The organism is Snodgrassella sp. W6238H11, from assembly GCF_016100525.1.
GTDB classification, from domain to species: Bacteria; Pseudomonadota; Gammaproteobacteria; order Burkholderiales; family Neisseriaceae; genus Snodgrassella; species Snodgrassella alvi.
The window spans coordinates 43,081-62,335 of record NZ_JACFSH010000002.1; the positions used below are offsets into that span (position 1 = coordinate 43,081).

The following is a 19,255-nucleotide window of genomic DNA, read 5'->3' on the forward strand; positions in this document are numbered from 1 at the left end:
AATCATAACGTAATTTGTCTGTAATGTGAGAAATTAAATACAATTAAATTTATTTAAGTTCATTTCTAGCTTGAGGTTATAGCTTGGAACAACGATTTACAGCACAAATTACAGACTGGAATCAGGAAGGGCGCGGCGTTGCCCGGGTAGACGGTAAGGCGGTATTTATTGATGAGGCATTACCGGGTGAATTAGTAGAATGGCAGCCGGTGCGGATAAAAAAATCCTATACTGAAGGTAGGATTAGCCGAATACTGATGCCGGCTAATGCTCGTGTACAACCGCCTTGTGATTATTATGCTCATTGTGGTGGTTGTAACAGCCAGCATATTGAGTTTACTGCTCAGGTGGCACTAAAACAGCGTGCATGGCTAAGTCAGATGCGGCGTCTGGGTAAGGTTCTGCCTGATGAACTGATGCCGCCTGTTTATGGCTTAGCATGGCATTATCGCCAACGAGTGCGATTACGTGCAGTCTATGATAAAGGCCGGTTAAAGCTGGGTTTTCAGGCCAGACAAAGCCATGCAATTGTAGATATTGATTATTGTCTGGTATTACCTGAGGTAATGTCGAAAGCTTTAAAACCAATTAAGCTTTTTTTACAAAACTGGTCTGCAAATACGGTTAAGGGCATTATGCTGCATCAGGGTGATGATGCTATCGCACTCACTATACAGGCTGATGAGTTAAATCAGGCCAAGCGTATGCAGATTGATGGTTTGCTGCAACAGTTACAGCAGCAAAGCGGTTATGTGTGGCAGTGCTGGTTACAAAAAGGTAATAAAACCACTTTAATATCTTCATCTGCGACTTCGGTTCTTGCTTATCGTCTGCCTGAATATCAAATTGAGATTCCATATCAACCTGAAGATTTTACTCAGGTTAATCATGTGACTAATGCGCTTATGGTACAGCGGGCAATGCAATGGTTGCAGCCATGTGCCGGCGAGAGAATTATTGACTGGTTTTGTGGTTTAGGGAATTTTAGTTTACCGATTGCACGGATGCAGGCAGAGGTGCTGGGTATTGAGGGTGTTGCTGACATGTGTCAGCGTGCTGCGCGTAATGCCAGGCATAATGGTTTGGCTAAACTTGTACGTTTTCAGCAGGCTGATCTTTTTGCTATGAGTACACAGCGTCTGCGTGAGCTGGGTTATGCGCATAAATGGTTGCTTGATCCGCCACGTGCAGGTGCTCAGGCATTGATACAGTCTTTAAATGAAATTGAAGAGCGGCAGTTACCACGCCGGATAGTTTATATTTCCTGTGATCCGGCTACTCTGGCACGAGACGCAGGTTTACTCGTTAAGCGCGGTTACCGTTATCGTGCCGGCGGTATTATGAATCTGTTTGCGCAAACTGCACATGTGGAGTCGATCGCTGTATTTGACTGGTAACACAATAATAATGAAACAGGTAAAATTATCTGTTTAGTTAAAAGTAGATGAATATCCTGTAATTATTTCATGATAAGAAATAATAATTTTACTCTTTGAGATGTTGTTATCTGGTTATTCACGTTAATATTGTTGCTGTCAGACAAATGTTTAGAGGTGTTTCTTCATGAATAAATTGGCCAGTATTTTGATGGCAGCGTTGCTGGGAATAACCGTGCCGGCTGTAGCTGCAAATTATAAAATCGATCCTTTGCATGCTAATGCCCGTTTTACACTTGATCACTTTGCAACCTCCAGTAATGTGGGTGGTTTTTATAATCTTAATGGTGAACTTCAATATGATGCAGGTGCGAAAACTGGCTCTGTAGATATAACCATCCCGCTCAGTACTCTGGATACTGGTCGCAGTGAGTTCACGAAACACCTGCAAAGCGAAGCTTTTTTTAATGCGGCAAAGTATCCGAATCTGCGTTTTTCTTCACAGGACTGGATTTTTGATAAGCAAGGCAAGGTCAGAGCATTACGTGGCCAGCTGACTATGGTTGGACGAACTCATCCTGTGACATTACGGGCAACTAAATTTAATTGTTATAAAAGCCCTATGACTCAGTCTCAGGTATGCGGCGGTGATTTTGAGGCTATTATTGATCGCTCACAATGGGGGATCGATGAATATCTGACGGACATACCAGCCAGCCGGTATGTTAAAATTAATATTCAGATTGAAGCAGCCAGACAGTAAACTAACTGGGTAATTTACTCGGATTATCTGTTTTAATAGCAGATAATCCGTTTGTGCTATGCACAATATTTAGTTTTTAGCCGGTTAGGTATTTAATATACCGGATTTGTAATACTTAACCGAGGGCATTTTGATTAAAAGGGTTGCTTCTATTGAAAATAATATTAGATCACAGAGCGGATTTTAAGCTAGAAACTGTTATAAAGCTGAAATATTGATTCAAAGATTTGATATTGGTACTTTGTTAATATTATGATTAGAGTTATGGTGTGAATAATCAGATATTCGTTCTTAATGTAAAAGGTGGAAATCGTTATGTGGTGTATCAAAAAATTTAATGAAATTTCATCACACGATTTTTTTCATATTGCTCGCTTGCGTATCGATACTTTCATAGTAGAACAACAACGTATTTATCCTGAGTTGGATGATTGGGATTTGCAGGCTAAACATGTTTATTATCAGCGGGACGGGCAGATACTGGCATATGCACGAATGTTTCTGGCTGGTGTTCACTTTACCTTTGGCCGGTTTGTGATACATCCAACGGTACGCGGTACCGGATTGGGTGATCAGCTGGTTAAGCTCATTCTGCATTACGCAAAAAATCATTATGCTGAATATCCGGTTAAAATTGAGGCTGACCGGCGAGTACTTAAATTTTATCAGCGGCATGATTTTCAGATACAGGGAACGCCCTATATTTCTAATGGAGTACCTTACGTACAAATGCTGTATCAGCCAAAAAAAGCGACGGGCTGAACAGAGTCGGTTATTAGAACTTGTTTATCGCAGTGATTAATATTCTGGCAATAGAAAAAACCGGTACGATTGTACCGGTTTTATTTTTCAGCAAAACTTATTGATCATTCAGACTAATACCATTTTTTTGTAAAAGCTGATTAATTTGTTCCTGTACCTTTTGCTGTTTGGCCTGTTCACGCAATTGCTCTTTAATCTGATTAAATGCAGGTGCGTTAGGAGCCTGACGCATACCGGCTACTTTCAGCAGAAAAAAATGACCATCAATGTTGATAACATTAGGTGATATCTGACCATTTTTCAGCTGAGAAGCTAACTGAGCAAATTCAGGCGGCAACTGTTGCGGGTTCATCCAGTTGCTGGCAGGAGCTTCCGGATTAACCTGTTTGTACAGGGTTTCGTAAGCCAAACCTTTTTTCAGTTTAGTTAAGCCTTCTTCAGCCGCTTCTTTGCTTGGAAAAACAATTGGCAGTAAATTGATTTCCTGACTCACTTGTTCATATTGCCGGCGCAAATCACTGTCGTTGATTTCAGTTTTGGCAGCCAGATAATCCACATACTGGGCAGCATAAAATTGTGCCTGTACATTTTGCCATGCAGCCTGAGTATCAGGTTGTTTATCGAGCCCGGCCTTAATAGCTTCAGATTTTAATATTTCAGCTGATTGCAGGCGCAAGGTGATTTCTTTCTGAATTTCTGCCTTATCTGGTGCCGGAGCATCTGGCTGAGTCTGCATCTGACGCTCAATCTGTTTCAGCATAACGTTAATACGCTGGCTGTCAATTTTGGGCGCATCAGCAAAAGCGAGCCCGGCCGCCATGATACTCAGCCCGGCCAGCCAAGGAATGCTTTTTTTCATGTTGAGTATTCCTTATTTTATCTTCTGATTAGTCAATCAAACCAGAGTTAAATTATTATTTGATTGTTGCATTTTTATAAAGCTGATCAATTGCCTGTGCTATTAAAGCGCTTTGCAGACGGCGTGACAGAACAGGTGTCATTTCTTTCTGACTCGGCAGTTTAACATTGCGCTTATCGTTTACATAGAATACAGCATATATATTGCTGTTACCCTGTACTGGTGTGGCAGTGTACTGACCTTTTTTCAGGTCTTTAATTGCGTTATAAACCGGAGTGGCACTTTCCTGTAAATCTTTAATGGCAACGTAACCTTTAGGAATGCCTCCGTTTTCGCGACCGGCAGGATCAATAGTGTATTCTTTAGCTACAGTGCTAAAGTTTTTATTCGCTTTTAACTGAGCAATGGCTTTATTTGCAGTATCTGCATCACGGGTAATGATTTCACCTAATTGTACTTCCTGTGTGCCGCTGTAATACTTCACCATGTCGTTATATGCGTTACTTACATCCTGAGGTTTTACCGGATTGTTTTTTGCCACGTTGGCCAGATAGGCCTGAGTCAGCAGATTGTCTTTAAAGAAAGACCATTCTTCTTTGAAACCCGGTTTCTTATCATCGCCCAGACGTTTGGCTTCAGCTTCAGCCTGACTTAATGCTTTCAAGTATTCAGGATCTTTATCCAGATTCTGGTTTTTTGCAGCCTGAATCAGCAAAATACGGGTAATCAGCCGGTTGGTAATATTTTTACGCAATTCAGGGGAATCCTGAATTTGATTCTGGCTTTCCTGTACCAGTATGGTTACCTGATTATCGACTTCTTTGCTGTCAATTTTGGTTCCGTTAACAGTGACTACTGTCTGGGCGGCAGCAATACCGGTTAATCCAAACATAATGGCAGCAGCAATAAATTGTTTTTTCATGGTTAACTCTCTTTTAGTTTAAGTAGATAAAGTAGATTATTATCTGGTTAAATATTCAATGTTTGTGCATGCCCTGATGCTTAAAGCATGAATGGTATTTGTTCTGAATAAATCTTCAAGTAATTGATGGATCTTACGCTGTCGGGCCAGGCGTGATAAACCGATAAAAGCATCGCTGACAATCAGCAGGCTGTAATGTCCGCCACCCCTGTGACCTTTATGTCCTGCATGTAAATGACTGTCATCGGTCAGTTCCAGTTGCTGCGGAGCCAGTATTTGCAGACGCGTTTGAATAATAGTTTGAATATCAGTCATTTGACAGAATTTTTTTAAAAGGACGGATGAGAATTTCTTCAAATACTCCGGCATCAACATAAGGATCCTGCTCAGCCCAAGCCTGAGCTTCATCCAAAGATTCAAATTCGGCAACAATCAGACTGCCGGAAAAATGGCTGTCGTCGTCCGGAAGGGGGTTGGGGCCGGCCAGAACCAAACGGTTTTGTGCCTTTAGCTCTTCTAAACGCGCCAAATGTTTTGGCCGTGCTTTCATACGTGCTTCGTGACTGTTATCGGCATCAGTGGCCATTAACATAAACAGCATTACAACTCATCCTTTTTAGTATACTGACTAATATATACTGCTTGTCCAATAAGAAATAAAAATAATATGGTGGTACTGCCAAAGAGTTTGAAATTAACCCATTGTGCTTCTGTAAAGGTATAAGCCACCCAAAGATTAAGCGAACCCAGTGCTAGCAGAAATACTACCCAGATATAGGTAAGTTTACGCCATGCAGGTTCAGGCATATTTATTTCTTTGCCAATGGTACTTTTCAGTACATTTTTACCACACAAATGTGAAATCATCAGACCGGCGGACATAACCCAGAACAGGACGGTCGGCTTCCACATAATGAAGTGCGCATTTTTTAAAATTATAGTCGCTCCGCCCAGTATGACGACCAGTAACAGACTAACCCACTGCATTGTTTGCAGGCGCCGGTATTTAAACAGGCACCACAAAGCCTGAATAATACCTGCTGCGACGGCTACTTCGGTGGCAAGGATAATATTTTTAGTTAAGGCATAGGTAGCAAAGAAAAGTATGACTACCAAAAATTCAAATGCAGCTTTCATTATCAGGACTGGATATCTTTATTTTCCGGTTACGGGTTAAATTAAAGGTGACAGATAGTTGCCATGATACCCTGAGTTTTTACACTTGGCACGTGTTAAAGCAAGGTATTAAACAAAATTTAACTATTGTTGTATATTGGTTTCAGACCTTCCTGAGTGCGGTTCATATGAAAATGTCCACAGATAAATACAGTTAGAAAGCAAATCAGGTACAGGTAAGTTGGCATTAAAGTGTCGCAAAAGCTATTATAGCGTGAGATAATATAAAAACAGGTTTAGTGAAAGTTAAACGCCAATTGCATTTATTTAAGTATACTTGTAGAAATTTTCATAATGAATAGGCACACGCCTGACGGCATTGGTGCATTACCGGTGAGGGTACGGGATTGAAAAACGCAAATAATTTAAAGATCATCGCACTGTCTTTATGTATGTTGGCCAGTGCACCTGCATGGGCAGGTCTGGGTAGCTTACAGGTTAATTCGGCGCTGGGAGAGCCGTTCTCAGGTAGTATTGTGGTAACTGGTGATGAAGCCAAAGCAGCATTGCACGGGCGACCTGCTGTTTCCGGAGCTCCGTTACAGGTGCGTGTATCAGCACAAGGACAAAATGCCGTAATTCATTTGCGCTCCAGTAAACCTGTGCATGATCCAATGCTGACTTTCAGTCTTGTTACCGGCAGTCAGGGGCGGCAGTATACTGCGTTGCTGGATCCGCCTGAACGCCATCATTCAGCAGGAAAAAATAAAGCAGCCGGCAAACATCATAAGCCTGTACATTCTGCACCAGTGCGTTCTGCAAGAGAAAAATCTGCAGCACGGGCTGCTGTAGCACTGCAAAACGGCCTTGCTTCCGAAAATGCGGTAGTGAAATATAATGTCGATAATAATGAAACCTTGATGGATGTTGCGCGTAAGGTACGGCCGCAGGGACTGAGTTTAGAGCAGACTATGCATGCTATACAGGTTGCTAACCCGAATGCTTTTCGTAACGGTAATCCTGATTTGATGTATCGCAATATTAGTCTGGATATTCCTTCTACTTCACAGCTGAAAAAGTTATCCAAAGTACCACTTAAAACAGCTGTAAAACCGGAAGTGACACAAAATACAACACCGGCGGTAACAAAAGAAAATCCTAAAGTAGCCGCTAATACCGGAAATACCGCCGCGTCGGAAGCTCAGACTAAAGAAAATACTGTTAAAGCAGAAATATCAGCAGCGTCTTCAGTTCCTGCTCAGGCTTCAGCCACTATTCAGGCTTCAGAAGTTGCTCAGGCTTCAGCTCCGGCTGCAAGTGCGGCATCTGTGGTGAAGGCAGTACCAGTACAGCCTAAGGTTAATACACAACCTGTTCAGCCTGCAGAAGAACCGGCTGAAGAATCCATGCTGCCTTCATGGTGGCCATATGCTCTGGCCGGTTTGGCCGGTGTTCTGTTAATTGCTGCCTTACTCTGGCAACGAAGCAGAAAACGCAACAGTATAGAATACAGTACTGAGTATGATGAAGATTACTCTTCTGATGATGAAGATGATGATGTGGTATTTGAGACTGAACCTTCTGTAGTCAGTCAGTCTACATCTACATCTGTACCAGCTACTACAGCTAAAACAGCTGCGGCTGCTACAGCAGTAACGACTACAGCCAGTGCTGCTGCAGATGACGACGACTGGTCATGGCTGAATGATGCCGCAGCATCGGATAAACCGGCTCAGGCAGATAATAAATCTGCTCCTGCTAAGGAAGTACATTCAGAGCCTGTATCACAGGTACCTGATAAAAAAGTAACAGAAGCCAAGCAGGAAGAAGACGATACTGACTGGCTGAATTTCAATTTCACTGATGATACACCTGCAACTAGCGCAGATACGGCTGCACCGTCATCTGCTGAGCTGGATAGTAATGACGATTTATCATGGCTGGATCAGATTGATGAAACTGAACAGCCCGAAGTTCTGACTTCGCATGAACCGGCTGTTACAGAACCTCAGGAAGAGGTGGCAGACAATACGGATTTTGAATGGGTAGTTGCAGAAGAGCAACATCCGGATGAATCTCAGGCTGAAGCACATCAGGATTTTGTGTTACAGGATAACGCATCATCAGATAGTGATTTACAACCGTCAGATATATCCTTCAGCTCTGATTTGGATGTCGTACAGCCCGAACAGCAGTCTAAACCGGCAGCATCAGAAGATGATTCATTAAATTCTCTGGCTGATTTGCAGTGGGATGAAGACTTTAAATTTGATGATGAATCTAAACAGGATACTTCTGCCCCTGAAGAAGTGCATTCTTCTATTGAGCAGACTTTGGCTCCGCATGATCAGCATGCATTTGCAGCAGAAGATGATGCTATTTCCACAGATATTGATTGGGATTCATTAGGAATAAGCGATGATTCCGACAATCAACCTGTTGTTGCTCCTGAGGCCGACACGGAAGAAATTGATATTCCGTCCATGGACTTTGCGCTTGAAGACGATAAATCTGAACCGGCACCAGCTGTTAATGCAACTGCTGCACCAACAGGGCCGACCTCTTCATTTGCTACCGGTGATGGTGGGCAGGACTGGCTGGAACAATCAGCTGAACCTGAGCAGGTTGATAAACCTCTGACTCCTGAACAGCAGGCTATTCCATTACAAGCCAAGCTGGAACTGGCAAAAATGTATCTGGAAATGGATGATGCAGTTACTGCTCGTCAGACGTTGCGTGAATTGGTTGATGAAGCTAATGGCGCGATACTGGCAGAGGCACAAAATCTGTTACAGCAATTAGGTGGCTAATTCTCCTTGCTTTGGTTGAATTGTCAGCTGCATTAATTTCTGTATATGAAACACTAAATAGCCGAATTCTGTTTATGGAATTCGGCTATTTTATTTGCTGTAAATTTGCCGTATTTTTTAATATATATCACGCATATAAATTTCAGTTATTAATTGATTTTATTGCAGGTTATAAATTTGCTTTTAAGGTGTATCAGCTTATGAAACAAGCTGAATATAATTGTTAAGAAATAGGGTAGTGGTGCGTAATGGCGCGCAGAAACGGGCATTGCAGCCAGATAAAATCATTCTGAACTAATATATATTCTGATTTGACTGGACTATTAATAATGTAAGCGATTTATTACCAGGCAATTTTTTATTGCTGCTTTGCAATGAGCAATTACATAGGTTTCAAATATGAAAGCAGTTAACGGCTATGCGATAATATTGTATGTGGTTGATGTGATTTATTTGGATTAGAAACAGGCATGGTTGCTAACAGAGAAGAGAATCAGGTAATTACGCATGAAGGTAGTTTGCCTGTGCAGCGCTGGGCATTAACTCTGGCTTATGATGGGCGTGCCTTTCATGGCTGGCAAAAGCAGCCGGATGGTTTGTATACTGTTCAGTCGGTTCTGGAAGATGCTTTGAGTTCCATTGCTGCTGAACAAATCAATGTTGTGGTAGCAGGACGTACCGATGCCGGTGTTCATGCAACGGGGCAGGTGGTACATTTTGATACGTGTGCGCTGCGAAGTGCCGAAGCATGGTTGCGCGGTACGAATACAGCGATGGATAAAAATATTCGTATTATCAAAGCACAACCGGTAGCCGCTGAATTTCATGCCCGTTTTGACGCATTCGGGCGACGTTATCGTTATATGCTTGAATCCAGCAGGGTACGTATGCCGCAACTGCGTAGCCGTGTCGGCTGGACTCACTATCCGCTGAATATGGCGCTAATGCGTGAAGCTGCGGCAATGCTGGTGGGAGAACATGATTTTTCCAGTTTCCGCTCCAGTGACTGTCAGGCTAAATCACCGGTAAAAACCTTATATAAATTAGATCTTGTCGGCAGCCCGGAATTAATGGCGATCGATTTTTATGGCAGTGCGTTTTTACACAATATGGTACGTAATATTGTTGGTGCTTTGGTGTATGTGGGTGCAGGTAAATTGAGTGTGGCCGGCTTTGCTCAATTGCTGGCAGCCAGAAGCCGGCGGCTGGCACCGCCAACATTTATGCCGGACGGATTATATCTGACCGGTATTGATTATCCGCAGCAATGGGGTGTGGAAACAGCTGCTTTACCCGTATGGCTGTGGCCATATCTGGATTAATGCCAATATTGCGGGCAAGTTTCTAAAGGGGCAGAGGATGAAAATTCGAAGCAAGATTTGCGGGATGACCCGCGCTGAAGATGCAATACTCGCTGCCCGGCTTGGGGCAGATGCAGTCGGACTGATATTTTTTTCTGGCAGTAAACGCTGTGTTTCTATTGAGCAGGCGCAGGCAATTACTCAGTGTATACCTCCGTTTGTAACAGTAGTCGGGTTGTTTGTTAATGCTGCTACAACTGATGTACAGGAAGTGCTGAGGCATGTGCCTCTGGATGTTCTGCAATTTCACGGAGATGAAAATGCTGAATTCTGCCGTCAGTTTCAGCGTCCGTATATTAAGGCAATAAGAGTAGGTGAAACAGCTGATATTGAAGCTGCAGCAGCTACATATACAGATGCCCGTGCTTTGCTGTTTGATGCAGCTGTTGCCGGGCAGTATGGCGGTACAGGTCAGACTTTTGACTGGCAGATGCTGCCAGACAGGCTGGATATTCCATGGATACTTTCTGGTGGTCTGAAGCCGGAAAATATTACTTCGGCAATCAGACAAAGCAAAGCTATGGCTATTGATGTATCCAGTGGTGTGGAAGCATCGCCCGGAATTAAAGATGAGCAAAAGATGCGGGCTCTGATGGCGGCAGTTAATCAGTTTTCTGAATAAGTAATAATCTGATTTTATAATAAAAAATAAGAATTTTTATGCGGTATTTATTATTGCATAGGAACTAAAAGCAATATCCGCAAGTCTGATTTTTATTCAGTTTATTACTGAGCAATAAAAATATATTTATAAGGAAAGTGCGGTTCTGGTTTTGAAGATGAAAAGCCGGAGAGTGAAATCATCCTGTTTGAATATTATTTTTGTACTCAAACAAATATGGCTGAAATGATTGAACTTGTGGATATTCTGGTGCTGAAACTGGCTATTTTACGTTTTATTGACAGATTATCATAACAGACCCGATAAAAATAATACTAACCAGTACGACTGATTTATTTTTCTGTTTTAAAACAGAAAAATAAAAGAAAATTTTGTATCGTGATTCTATTTTCCCGGATTTTTATTGGAAGTAATGTCTTGATGTTGGTGCTAGATTATCAGACAGCCGATATTGGTTTTATTAAGATTGGGTTTTTAAATAATGACAGCTATATCAATAAGCATGTAATCAAGTTCACGTTGTTATTTGAAACAGCGCTTATTTATGAATTTAACAACCTGTATTTTTATTGGTTTTCGTTTTTAATATTGTATTGTCTGATACAAAGCATTTATGCTGTTCTGCCGCGGTATGCTGATATCTTTCTGGATAGCAGGGTTTATATTGGTGATATCGGGATTTTTTATTAACACAGAAGCAGAACTCTTTTATTTATTCCGGATTAAGTATGGATAACGGGATAATGGATTTAAAAGGTGATAATATGACCGGATAGTTTTACTTTGCGGGTAAATTGTCGCTCAATGGAAAAAAATATGGAAAATTATCACTATCCTGACGAACAGGGCTTTTTTGGTGAGCACGGCGGGCTGTTTGTATCGGAAACACTGATTGCAGCTTTGACTGAATTAAAACAGGTTTATTATGCAGCGAAAGCTGATCCGGCATTCTGGGCACAGTATCATGAGGATTTAAAATATTATGTAGGCCGTCCCAGTCCGGTTTACTATGCACGGCGCTTGTCTGACTATCTGGGCGGAGCGCGGATTTATCTGAAACGGGAAGATTTAAATCATACCGGTGCACATAAAATTAACAATACGATCGGTCAGGCTTTGCTTGCACAGCGAATGGGTAAAAAGCGCGTTATCGCTGAAACCGGTGCTGGTCAGCATGGTGTGGCCTCTGCTACGGTAGCTGCACGTTTCGGTCTGGAATGTACGGTATTTATGGGTACTGAGGATATCCGCCGTCAGGCACCGAATGTGTACCGGATGAAGCTGCTTGGTGCTCAGGTAGTTGGGGTGGATTCCGGCTCATGTACGCTGAAAGATGCCATGAATGAAGCATTGCGTGAGTGGGTGGCACGGATGGATGATACCTATTATATTATTGGTACCTCAGCCGGTCCGATGCCTTATCCGGAAATGGTGCGAGATTTTCAGTGTGTTATCGGAAATGAAGCAATACAGCAGATGCAGGAAGCTATCGGTCGCCAGCCTGATGTAGCAGTAGCCTGTGTCGGCGGCGGTTCGAATGCGATTGGTCTGTTTTATCCTTATATTAATGTGACTGAAACTCGTCTGGTAGGGGTTGAGGCAGGTGGTCTGGGCTTATCCGGTTCTCAGCATGCCGCGCCTATCAGCTCGCACAGCCCGATGGGGGTATTGCACGGATTCCGGGGTTATCTGATGCAGGACGAAAACGGACAGGTGATGAATACTCATTCTGTTTCCGCCGGTCTGGATTATCCCGGTGTGGGTCCGGAGCATGGTCTGCTGCATGATATTGGCCGGGTTGAGTACGAAGCCATGGGTGATGAAGCTGCGATGGAAGCATTTCATTTGCTGTGTCATAAGGAAGGTATTATTCCTGCACTTGAATCCAGCCATGCGCTGGCATGGGCAGTAGCCAATGCACCGAAAATGAGTTCGGATGAAGTCATTCTGGTGAATCTGTCCGGCCGAGGGGACAAAGATATTAATACGGTTGCCCGGCTGGACGGAATCAGTCTGTAGTAAATATTTGTTGTATGTATGAATAAGAGTATTAAACTGTCTTCCGGTCAGATTTTTATGATGGCTCTGGCCATCGGTCTGGCCGTAGCCAGTAATTATTTTGTCTTTCCGCTGATAGAAGTAACTGCACGCTATTTTGGTATGAATGTTGCCAGTAGCGGCATGCTGATTACGCTGACGCAGCTTGCTTATGCGCTGGGGCTGATTTTTCTGGTACCGCTGGGTGATTTGCTCGATAACAAAAAGCTGATTGTATCGCTGTATGTTGTAGTAGGTATCAGTGCGCTGCTGATAGCATTTGCTCCTGATTTATGGCTGTTTATTGCCGGTCTGGTGATGGTCGGCGCCTTTTGTACAGTGGCTCAGGTGCTGATGCCGCTGGCCGCCAGTCTGTCAGAACCCGAACAGCGCGGGCGGGTAATCGGTACGCTGATGAGCGGGCTGTTACTGGGTATTCTGTTGTCACGTACTTTTTCCGGTATGGTTGCCCATTGGTGGGGCTGGCGTACGGTATATATGCTCGGTGCGGCAATGCTGCTGTTAATGGCACTGATTTTGCAATGCAAACTGCCTCATGTCCAGCGTGAACACAGTACTCTGGGTTACTGGAAAACGCTGGTATCGGTTTGGTCGTTATTATGGCGTACACCGTTATTGCGGCAGCGTGGTGTGCTCGGGGCGCTGGATTTCTGTTTGTTTTCAGTGTTGTGGACACCATTGACGTTATTGCTCAGCCATGCACCTTATCATTTCAGTTTGAGTACAATTGGTTTATTTGGTTTATTTGGTGCGCTGGGGATTTTTGGTTCCAATGTAGGTGGCTGGGCTGCAGATAAAGGCCACACTTATGCGATGACAATAGTTTGTGCCTTACTGTTTTTGCTTAGCTGGTCACTGCTGTATGCCGGAGGGGTGCATTTATGGGCATTGATCAGCGGGGTAATTTTGCTGGATTTTGCGATTCAGGCATTGCATATCAGTAACCAGTCGCTGATTTATCGTTCTGATCCGGCGCTCAAAGGCCGGATTACTTCCGGTTATATGAGTATGTATTTTATCGGTGGTGTACTCGGCTCACTTGCTTCTGCTATGGCTTATGCACATTATGGCTGGAACGGGGTTTCGTTGCTGGGCGGAGGAGTGGCAACGCTGATTTTGCTGTGTGCACTATTCTTTAAATGTGAACGTATATCTTAAATCTGTGCTGCTGAACTGATCTGGCTGCCGGCCGGCGACGGATTAGTTTCTGTGGTTGGTAATAATTATTATTGTGAATAGGATTATTTATGTCTAATCATGCTGTGATGACAGTGATTGGTAAAGACCGTATTGGTATAGTTGCTGAGGTAGCCACGCTGCTGGCAGAGCATCAGGTTAGTATTGTGAATATCAGTCAGCAGTTAATGGATGATTATTTCACTATGATTATTCTGCTGGATGCGGAAAAATGTACTTTACCGCGCTTAGAGTTCAGTAAATTTCTGGATAGTGAAGGCGAAAAACGGGGATTGCACATCCGTGTGCAGGATGAAGCATTGTTTAATGCCATGCACCGGATTTAGGAGTTATTTATGTCTTTTTCTATTCAGAATAATGAAATTCTGGAAACTGTACGAATGGTATCCGACCAGCATTTCGATGTGCGTACGATAACTATTGGCATTGATTTGCATGATTGTATTGATACAGATATTAAGCGCCTGAATGAAAAAATTTATGCCAAGATTACCCGTGTCGGTAAAAATCTGGTACAGACGGCAACTGAGCTGTCGGCTAAATATGGTGTACCAATTGTGAATCAGCGCGTTGCTGTCACACCTATTGCTCAGATTGGGGCTGCTACCGGTGCTGATTCTTATGTATCGATAGCACAGACACTGGATAAAGCGGCAAAAGCCATTGGTATTTCGTTTATCGGCGGTTTTTCTGCATTAGTGCACAAAGGAATGAGTGCTGCCGATGAGATATTAATCCGATCAATTCCTGAGGCTATGGCCTGCACAGATGTCGTATGCAGCTCGGTAAATATCGGTTCTACCCGTGCCGGTATTAATATGGATGCTGTACGGCTGATGGGGGAAACCATCCGCCAGACTGCGGCAATCACGCCGGAAGGTTTTGGCTGTGCCAAACTGGTGGTTTTTTGTAATGCAGTGGAAGATAACCCGTTTATGGCCGGTGCCTTTCATGGTGCGGGAGAAGCAGACTGCGTCATTAATGTCGGTGTATCCGGACCGGGCGTGGTATGTGCTGCGTTGCAGAATACACAAGGGCTGTCCCTTACAGAAGTTGCCGAGCTGGTGAAAAAAACCGCATTCAAGATTACTCGCGTGGGTGAACTGATCGGTCATGAAGCCAGTAAAATGCTGGGTATTCCGTTCGGTATTCTGGATTTGTCTCTGGCACCTACTCCGGCAGTGGGGGACAGTGTTGCTCGGATTCTGGAAGCGATGGGGCTGAGTGTCTGCGGAACGCACGGCACGACTGCGGCGCTGGCATTACTGAATGATGCTGTGAAAAAGGGCGGTATGATGGCTTCAAGCGCAGTAGGCGGACTGAGCGGTGCGTTTATTCCGGTATCTGAAGATGAAGGTATGATAGCAGCGGTAGAAGCCGGTGTGCTGACGCTGGATAAACTGGAAGCTATGACGGCGGTGTGTTCGGTCGGGCTGGATATGATTGCTGTGCCGGGCGATACTCCGGCCAGTACATTGGCGGGAATTATTGCTGATGAAGCCGCTATCGGCCTGATTAATAGTAAAACTACTGCAGTACGGGTGATTCCGGTTACCGGTAAGGATGTCGGTGATTACGTAGAGTTTGGCGGTTTACTTGGTCGAGCTCCGGTTATGCCGGTGAAATCCGGTTCCTGTGAGGTATTTATTAATCGTGGCGGACGAGTACCGGCACCGGTGCAGTCAATGAAAAATTAAGGAATGTGCTGTACCGCATGGTATGATGCAGGCTATGATAATCAGCACTGGCAGTGTTGCAGGCAGATAAAATCTGGCTGTCCGCAGGGAGCGGCAGGATGATGGCTGCCTGAATCAATACACTGCTAAAGTGTTCGGAAATGAGTTGAGAACATAATGAGTAGAATTCAACATACGTTTGAGCAGCTGCATGGACGGACTGCTCTGGTATCGTATATCACTTGTGGTAATCCGGATCTGGCTACAACAGTACAGCTGATGAAAACGCTGGTAGCCAATGGTACAGATATTATTGAACTGGGTGTGCCTTTCTCTGATCCGATGGCCGACGGGCCGGTGATTCAGTCAGCTGCCGAGCGTGCTTTACGCCAGAATGTGTCTCTGAATGATATATTTCAGGTGGTCAGACAGTTCCGGCAGGAAAATCAGACGACACCAGTGGTGCTCATGGGTTATCTGAATCCGGTTTATCATATGGGTTATAAACGTTTTGCCAGTGCTGCTGCGCAGGCTGGTGCGGATGGTGTGCTGACTGTAGACTGTCCGGCCGAAACAATTGATGATTTGCATGAGCAGCTCAGGAAATACGGGCTGGACTGCATTTTTCTGATTGCCCCTACTACCACTGATGAGCGGATTAAACTGATTGGCAGTAAGGCCAGTGGTTTTGTTTACTATGTATCACTTAAGGGAGTGACCGGTTCATCACAGTTGGATACGGCCGAAGTTTCGCGTAAAATTGATCATTTACGCCAGTTTATACAGGTGCCTATCGGTGTGGGTTTTGGTATTCGCGATGCCGACAGTGCCCGCCGTATCGGAGCAGTAGCGGATGCCGTAATCGTTGGCAGCCGCTTTGTGCAGACAATAGCCGAGCATATTGGTCATGAGGCCGAAGCTCTGGCTCCTGTTGTCGCTGAGCTCAGACAGGCTCTGGAATAATCTGTGTAACATCCTAATTCTGTATGGCGGCCTGTTCCGGCTGCCGGCAATAACCGGGAATAAAAGAATGAGTTGGTTAGATAAAATCCTGCCGCCTAAGATTAAAAAAGATGCAGCGGTTAAATCCGCAGGTATCCCTGAGGGATTGTGGCAGAAATGTCCGTCCTGTGCGGCAACTTTATATGCCACGGATTTGAAAAAGAATATGGAAGTGTGCCCGAAGTGCGGATATCATAATCCGGTGTCAGCACGGGAACGTATCAGTATGATGCTGGATGAAACCAAACAGTATGAAATTGGTAAAGACATCAAACCAGTTGATATTCTCAAATTCCGTGACAGCAAGAAATATACTGACCGCTTAAGTGCTGCCCGTAAGCTGACGCAGGAAGATGATGCGCTGCTGGTGGTACGCGGAACCATGAATGGTGTACCTGTGGTTGTGGCTGCTTTTGAATTCAACTTTATCGGCGGTTCAATGGGTTCTGTTGTGGGTGAGCGCTTTGTTCGCGGCGTACGTGAGGCGGTAAAACATAACTGCACCTTTATCTGTGTGGCCGCTTCCGGTGGTGCACGCATGCAGGAAGGTCTCAATTCATTAATGCAAATGGCTAAAACCTGTGCTTCATTACATTTGCTTGCTGATAAATCACTGCCTTTTATATCAGTATTAACCAATCCGACTATGGGCGGTGTGTCTGCCAGCTTTGCGTTTATCGGTGATGTTGTTCTGGCTGAGCCGAATGCTCTGGTTGGATTTGCCGGTCCGCGGGTAATTGAACAAACTGTACGTGAAACTTTACCGGAAGGCTTCCAGCGTTCGGAGTTTTTACTGGATAAAGGGGCAATCGATCAGATTGTTGACCGGCGTGAATTAAAAGATCGAATTGTTCGACTGATTGGTTTGTTACGCTCAGAAGCCAGTGCGGATGCCGCCTGACACAGTTTGTGTATCTGTATAATAGAATAATGGTTATAGCAATGCCCTGATATGTTTTTCAGGGCATTTTTATTGATAGAGACTAAAAGAATACATCAGTTAATTTTGAGCTATGCCTGTAACTGTGCCAGTAATACCGGTACATGGCTGCGGGCAATATCTTTGGCCGCCGTAAGCAGCCATAGTTGCTGATGCTGCTCATGCAGTTGCTTCAGTGTACGCAATGCTTCCTGTTGTTGTGGCAGGCTGAGTTCCTGCTGATACAGCCGGCAAAATTCCTGATAATGATTTTCAGGATTCTGGTGCAGCCATTTTCTGAGTGGGCCGGACGGGGCAACAGCTTTAATCCACTCAACTCCGCTTAGTCTGATTTTACTGATACCGCGTGGCCACAGGCGGTCTATTAATACTGCCGGCTGCTGATGCTGATAGGTATATATACGTTGAATGTTATACATGGCGATTGATCTTAACTCTATAAATTATCAATCATAATTTTCAATATCTGTATCGGCAAGCATGGTAGTGTACCAGTAGCAAAATGGGTAGGCTGATGTGGTAAAAAACTAATAATCAATATCGGCCAGCGTCATGGTTCGAATGTAATAATCAGTATTGTGTATCGTAACAGAAAATTAAAAAGCAGCCGGTACGGCTGCTTTTTTCTATGAATAATGCTATTTCTGATTTTTATTCAGTTCCTGCTCTAATTCATTTTTAAGCATTAGCCCGGAAATGGTTTTACCATTCGGGAAAACCAAGGTAGGTGTGCCATCAAAGCCATATTTATTGCCCAGTTTTATGATGTCAGCTACCGGATTATCACAATTGGCAACAGTGGCAGGTTCTTTGCCCTTGCGCATCCACTGAGTCCATGCGGTTGTACGCTCTTTCTGACACCATATCTGCACAGCCTTTTTCTGTGCGTTCGGATGTAAATCAGGTACCGGCATCAGGAAAGTATAGACAGTAATATTGTCTATCTGGGCAATTTCTTCTTCGAGTTTTTTACAGAACGGACAGTCAGGATCAGAGAATACTGCCATTACTCGCTGACCATTACCGCGAACCTCTTTAATTGCTTTTTCTAATGGCAATTCTTTAAAGTCTATTTTGGACATATCGCTGACTCGCTGTTCGGTAAGATTTTTCCGGTGTTCCAGATCAATCAGATTACCAATCATAACATAGGCAGCATTTTCATCAGTATAAATAATCTGATTGCCGGTAATGACTACTTCATAAATACCTTGTAACGGTGTGGTATATACACCCTGTATATTTAATTCAGAACCCTTGAGCATTTTGCTCATTTTACTAGCCAGATTGGCATTTATTTTTTTACTGATTTCCGCATCAGCCGGGCGACCTGCGTCAGTTACATTATTGGCTGCTGATACAGATGCAGTTGTACTACCTGAGGCCGACTTTGCCGCAGAATCAATATTATGTACAGGTGTACCGTCGCATGAAGCAATTAGCGGTATGGCCAGTAAGGGTGCAAGCCATTGCCATAGATAAGATTTTTTCATATTGAAATTCTTTTTCTGTTTGTTAATGTATGCCCTGACTGAGAAAGGCATAAAAGTATCCAAGTGGGAAGTTTTGCTATTTTATCGCTAAACAGGATAAATCCGGCAGAACGCCAGACTAGCTGAAAACAACGAAATCTATAGTCTGTTTTATCTGCTTTTATGCAAGGCCTGTCCGGCTACGCGTTAGTATAAAGCAATCATGTTATAAGTGTAATGTTGTTTTGTAGTTAAACGGCTGGCGCAGCCAGTAGCTTCATGCCACAATACTTATTCGATAATTAATGTGAATTCTTGC

At 43.9% G+C, this 19,255-nt stretch carries 19 protein-coding genes; 12 read left to right on the plus strand and 7 right to left on the minus strand.

The features are described 5' to 3' along the window. Nucleotides 1-83: 83 nt before the first annotated feature. The 3 genes from rlmD to H3V00_RS03645 all read left to right on the plus strand — a co-directional run bounded on the left by rlmD (nucleotide 84) and on the right by H3V00_RS03645 (nucleotide 2,901). On the plus strand, nucleotides 84-1,397 hold the full coding sequence (gene rlmD / locus H3V00_RS03635) for a 23S rRNA (uracil(1939)-C(5))-methyltransferase RlmD (protein WP_084587170.1): 1,314 nt from the start codon (nucleotides 84-86) through the stop codon (nucleotides 1,395-1,397). 175 nt (nucleotides 1,398-1,572) lie between these two features. Continuing rightward, nucleotides 1,573-2,139 (plus strand): YceI family protein, encoded by a 567-nt coding sequence (locus tag H3V00_RS03640; RefSeq protein ID WP_370570098.1) that lies wholly within the window; start codon nucleotides 1,573-1,575, stop codon nucleotides 2,137-2,139. A 315-nt stretch (nucleotides 2,140-2,454) separates the two neighbouring features. Then, nucleotides 2,455-2,901, plus strand: a complete 447-nt coding sequence (locus H3V00_RS03645) for a GNAT family N-acetyltransferase (RefSeq protein WP_198207113.1) — start codon at nucleotides 2,455-2,457, stop codon at nucleotides 2,899-2,901. A gap of 97 nt (nucleotides 2,902-2,998) precedes the next feature. On the opposite strand, the gene H3V00_RS03650 is transcribed toward H3V00_RS03645, so the two are convergent. The 5 genes from H3V00_RS03650 to H3V00_RS03670 are packed head-to-tail and all read right to left on the minus strand — an operon-like array spanning nucleotide 2,999 to nucleotide 5,819. Then, nucleotides 2,999-3,760, minus strand: coding sequence for a peptidyl-prolyl cis-trans isomerase (locus H3V00_RS03650; protein WP_198207111.1), 762 nt, complete (start codon nucleotides 3,758-3,760; stop codon nucleotides 2,999-3,001). Nucleotides 3,761-3,815: 55 nt separating this feature from the next. Then, nucleotides 3,816-4,682 (minus strand): SurA N-terminal domain-containing protein, encoded by an 867-nt coding sequence (locus H3V00_RS03655; RefSeq protein ID WP_198207109.1) that lies wholly within the window; start codon nucleotides 4,680-4,682, stop codon nucleotides 3,816-3,818. A 39-nt stretch (nucleotides 4,683-4,721) separates the two neighbouring features. Then, a complete protein-coding gene (locus tag H3V00_RS03660; RefSeq protein ID WP_025331380.1) occupies nucleotides 4,722-4,997 on the minus strand; it encodes a BolA family transcriptional regulator in 276 nt (91 codons plus the stop codon). After that, complete coding sequence (locus H3V00_RS03665; protein WP_370570096.1) at nucleotides 4,990-5,283, minus strand: YciI family protein; 294 nt, start codon at nucleotides 5,281-5,283, stop codon at nucleotides 4,990-4,992. Before H3V00_RS03665 ends, H3V00_RS03660 begins: the two co-directional genes overlap by 8 nt. Then, on the minus strand, nucleotides 5,283-5,819 hold the full coding sequence (locus H3V00_RS03670) for a septation protein A (protein WP_198207107.1): 537 nt from the start codon (nucleotides 5,817-5,819) through the stop codon (nucleotides 5,283-5,285). Before H3V00_RS03670 ends, H3V00_RS03665 begins: the two co-directional genes overlap by 1 nt. 386 nt (nucleotides 5,820-6,205) lie before the next feature. Here H3V00_RS03670 and H3V00_RS03675 point away from each other — a divergent pair, with 386 nt between their 5' ends. The 9 genes from H3V00_RS03675 to accD all read left to right on the plus strand — a co-directional run bounded on the left by H3V00_RS03675 (nucleotide 6,206) and on the right by accD (nucleotide 17,425). Further along, nucleotides 6,206-8,608 carry a FimV/HubP family polar landmark protein gene (locus H3V00_RS03675; RefSeq protein ID WP_198207105.1) on the plus strand — a complete coding sequence of 801 codons (2,403 nt, stop codon included), beginning with the start codon at nucleotides 6,206-6,208 and terminating at the stop codon, nucleotides 8,606-8,608. A 470-nt stretch (nucleotides 8,609-9,078) separates the two neighbouring features. Further along, nucleotides 9,079-9,930, plus strand: coding sequence for a tRNA pseudouridine(38-40) synthase TruA (gene truA, locus H3V00_RS03680; protein ID WP_198207103.1), 852 nt, complete (start codon nucleotides 9,079-9,081; stop codon nucleotides 9,928-9,930). Between the two features lie 37 nt (nucleotides 9,931-9,967). Then, on the plus strand, nucleotides 9,968-10,591 hold the full coding sequence (locus H3V00_RS03685; RefSeq protein ID WP_198207101.1) for a phosphoribosylanthranilate isomerase: 624 nt from the start codon (nucleotides 9,968-9,970) through the stop codon (nucleotides 10,589-10,591). A gap of 816 nt (nucleotides 10,592-11,407) precedes the next feature. After that, a complete protein-coding gene (trpB, locus tag H3V00_RS03690) occupies nucleotides 11,408-12,610 on the plus strand; it encodes a tryptophan synthase subunit beta (RefSeq protein WP_198207098.1) in 1,203 nt (400 codons plus the stop codon). A gap of 18 nt (nucleotides 12,611-12,628) precedes the next feature. Beyond that, the gene (locus H3V00_RS03695; protein ID WP_084565306.1) at nucleotides 12,629-13,807 is read left to right on the plus strand and encodes an MFS transporter; all 1,179 of its coding nucleotides are present in this window, start codon (nucleotides 12,629-12,631) and stop codon (nucleotides 13,805-13,807) included. Nucleotides 13,808-13,896: 89 nt separating this feature from the next. Next, complete coding sequence (locus H3V00_RS03700; RefSeq protein WP_025331370.1) at nucleotides 13,897-14,172, plus strand: ACT domain-containing protein; 276 nt, start codon at nucleotides 13,897-13,899, stop codon at nucleotides 14,170-14,172. Between the two features lie 9 nt (nucleotides 14,173-14,181). Next, nucleotides 14,182-15,543, plus strand: a complete 1,362-nt coding sequence (locus tag H3V00_RS03705) for a PFL family protein (RefSeq protein ID WP_078475379.1) — start codon at nucleotides 14,182-14,184, stop codon at nucleotides 15,541-15,543. A 156-nt stretch (nucleotides 15,544-15,699) separates the two neighbouring features. Further along, nucleotides 15,700-16,485 carry a tryptophan synthase subunit alpha gene (trpA, locus tag H3V00_RS03710; protein ID WP_198207096.1) on the plus strand — a complete coding sequence of 262 codons (786 nt, stop codon included), beginning with the start codon at nucleotides 15,700-15,702 and terminating at the stop codon, nucleotides 16,483-16,485. Nucleotides 16,486-16,552: 67 nt separating this feature from the next. Next, nucleotides 16,553-17,425, plus strand: a complete 873-nt coding sequence (gene accD, locus H3V00_RS03715; RefSeq protein WP_025331368.1) for an acetyl-CoA carboxylase, carboxyltransferase subunit beta — start codon at nucleotides 16,553-16,555, stop codon at nucleotides 17,423-17,425. A gap of 110 nt (nucleotides 17,426-17,535) precedes the next feature. On the opposite strand, the gene H3V00_RS03720 is transcribed toward accD, so the two are convergent. Both H3V00_RS03720 and H3V00_RS03725 read right to left on the minus strand, forming a co-directional pair. Then, a complete protein-coding gene (locus H3V00_RS03720; protein WP_198207094.1) occupies nucleotides 17,536-17,883 on the minus strand; it encodes a DUF488 domain-containing protein in 348 nt (115 codons plus the stop codon). A 219-nt stretch (nucleotides 17,884-18,102) separates the two neighbouring features. Continuing rightward, entirely contained in the window at nucleotides 18,103-18,957 is an 855-nt protein-coding gene (locus H3V00_RS03725; RefSeq protein WP_198207092.1) for a DsbC family protein, read from the minus strand. Between the last annotated feature and the right edge of the window lie 298 nt (nucleotides 18,958-19,255).

Bases quoted from the DNA above. Each gene is read 5' to 3' on its own strand.
- trpB (WP_198207098.1), top strand. From the start codon at position 11,408: ATGGAAAATTATCACTATCCTGACGAACAGGGCTTTTTTGGTGAGCAC.
- H3V00_RS03720 (WP_198207094.1), bottom strand. From the start codon at position 17,883: ATGTATAACATTCAACGTATATATACCTATCAGCATCAGCAGCCGGCA.
- H3V00_RS03645 (WP_198207113.1), top strand. From the start codon at position 2,455: ATGTGGTGTATCAAAAAATTTAATGAAATTTCATCACACGATTTTTTT.
- trpA (WP_198207096.1), top strand. From the start codon at position 15,700: ATGAGTAGAATTCAACATACGTTTGAGCAGCTGCATGGACGGACTGCT.
- H3V00_RS03670 (WP_198207107.1), bottom strand. From the start codon at position 5,819: ATGAAAGCTGCATTTGAATTTTTGGTAGTCATACTTTTCTTTGCTACC.
- H3V00_RS03655 (WP_198207109.1), bottom strand. From the start codon at position 4,682: ATGAAAAAACAATTTATTGCTGCTGCCATTATGTTTGGATTAACCGGT.
- H3V00_RS03700 (WP_025331370.1), top strand. From the start codon at position 13,897: ATGTCTAATCATGCTGTGATGACAGTGATTGGTAAAGACCGTATTGGT.
- H3V00_RS03650 (WP_198207111.1), bottom strand. From the start codon at position 3,760: ATGAAAAAAAGCATTCCTTGGCTGGCCGGGCTGAGTATCATGGCGGCC.
- accD (WP_025331368.1), top strand. From the start codon at position 16,553: ATGAGTTGGTTAGATAAAATCCTGCCGCCTAAGATTAAAAAAGATGCA.
- H3V00_RS03660 (WP_025331380.1), bottom strand. From the start codon at position 4,997: ATGACTGATATTCAAACTATTATTCAAACGCGTCTGCAAATACTGGCT.
- H3V00_RS03685 (WP_198207101.1), top strand. From the start codon at position 9,968: ATGAAAATTCGAAGCAAGATTTGCGGGATGACCCGCGCTGAAGATGCA.
- truA (WP_198207103.1), top strand. From the start codon at position 9,079: ATGGTTGCTAACAGAGAAGAGAATCAGGTAATTACGCATGAAGGTAGT.
- H3V00_RS03665 (WP_370570096.1), bottom strand. From the start codon at position 5,283: ATGCTGTTTATGTTAATGGCCACTGATGCCGATAACAGTCACGAAGCA.
- H3V00_RS03705 (WP_078475379.1), top strand. From the start codon at position 14,182: ATGTCTTTTTCTATTCAGAATAATGAAATTCTGGAAACTGTACGAATG.
- H3V00_RS03695 (WP_084565306.1), top strand. From the start codon at position 12,629: ATGAATAAGAGTATTAAACTGTCTTCCGGTCAGATTTTTATGATGGCT.
- H3V00_RS03725 (WP_198207092.1), bottom strand. From the start codon at position 18,957: ATGAAAAAATCTTATCTATGGCAATGGCTTGCACCCTTACTGGCCATA.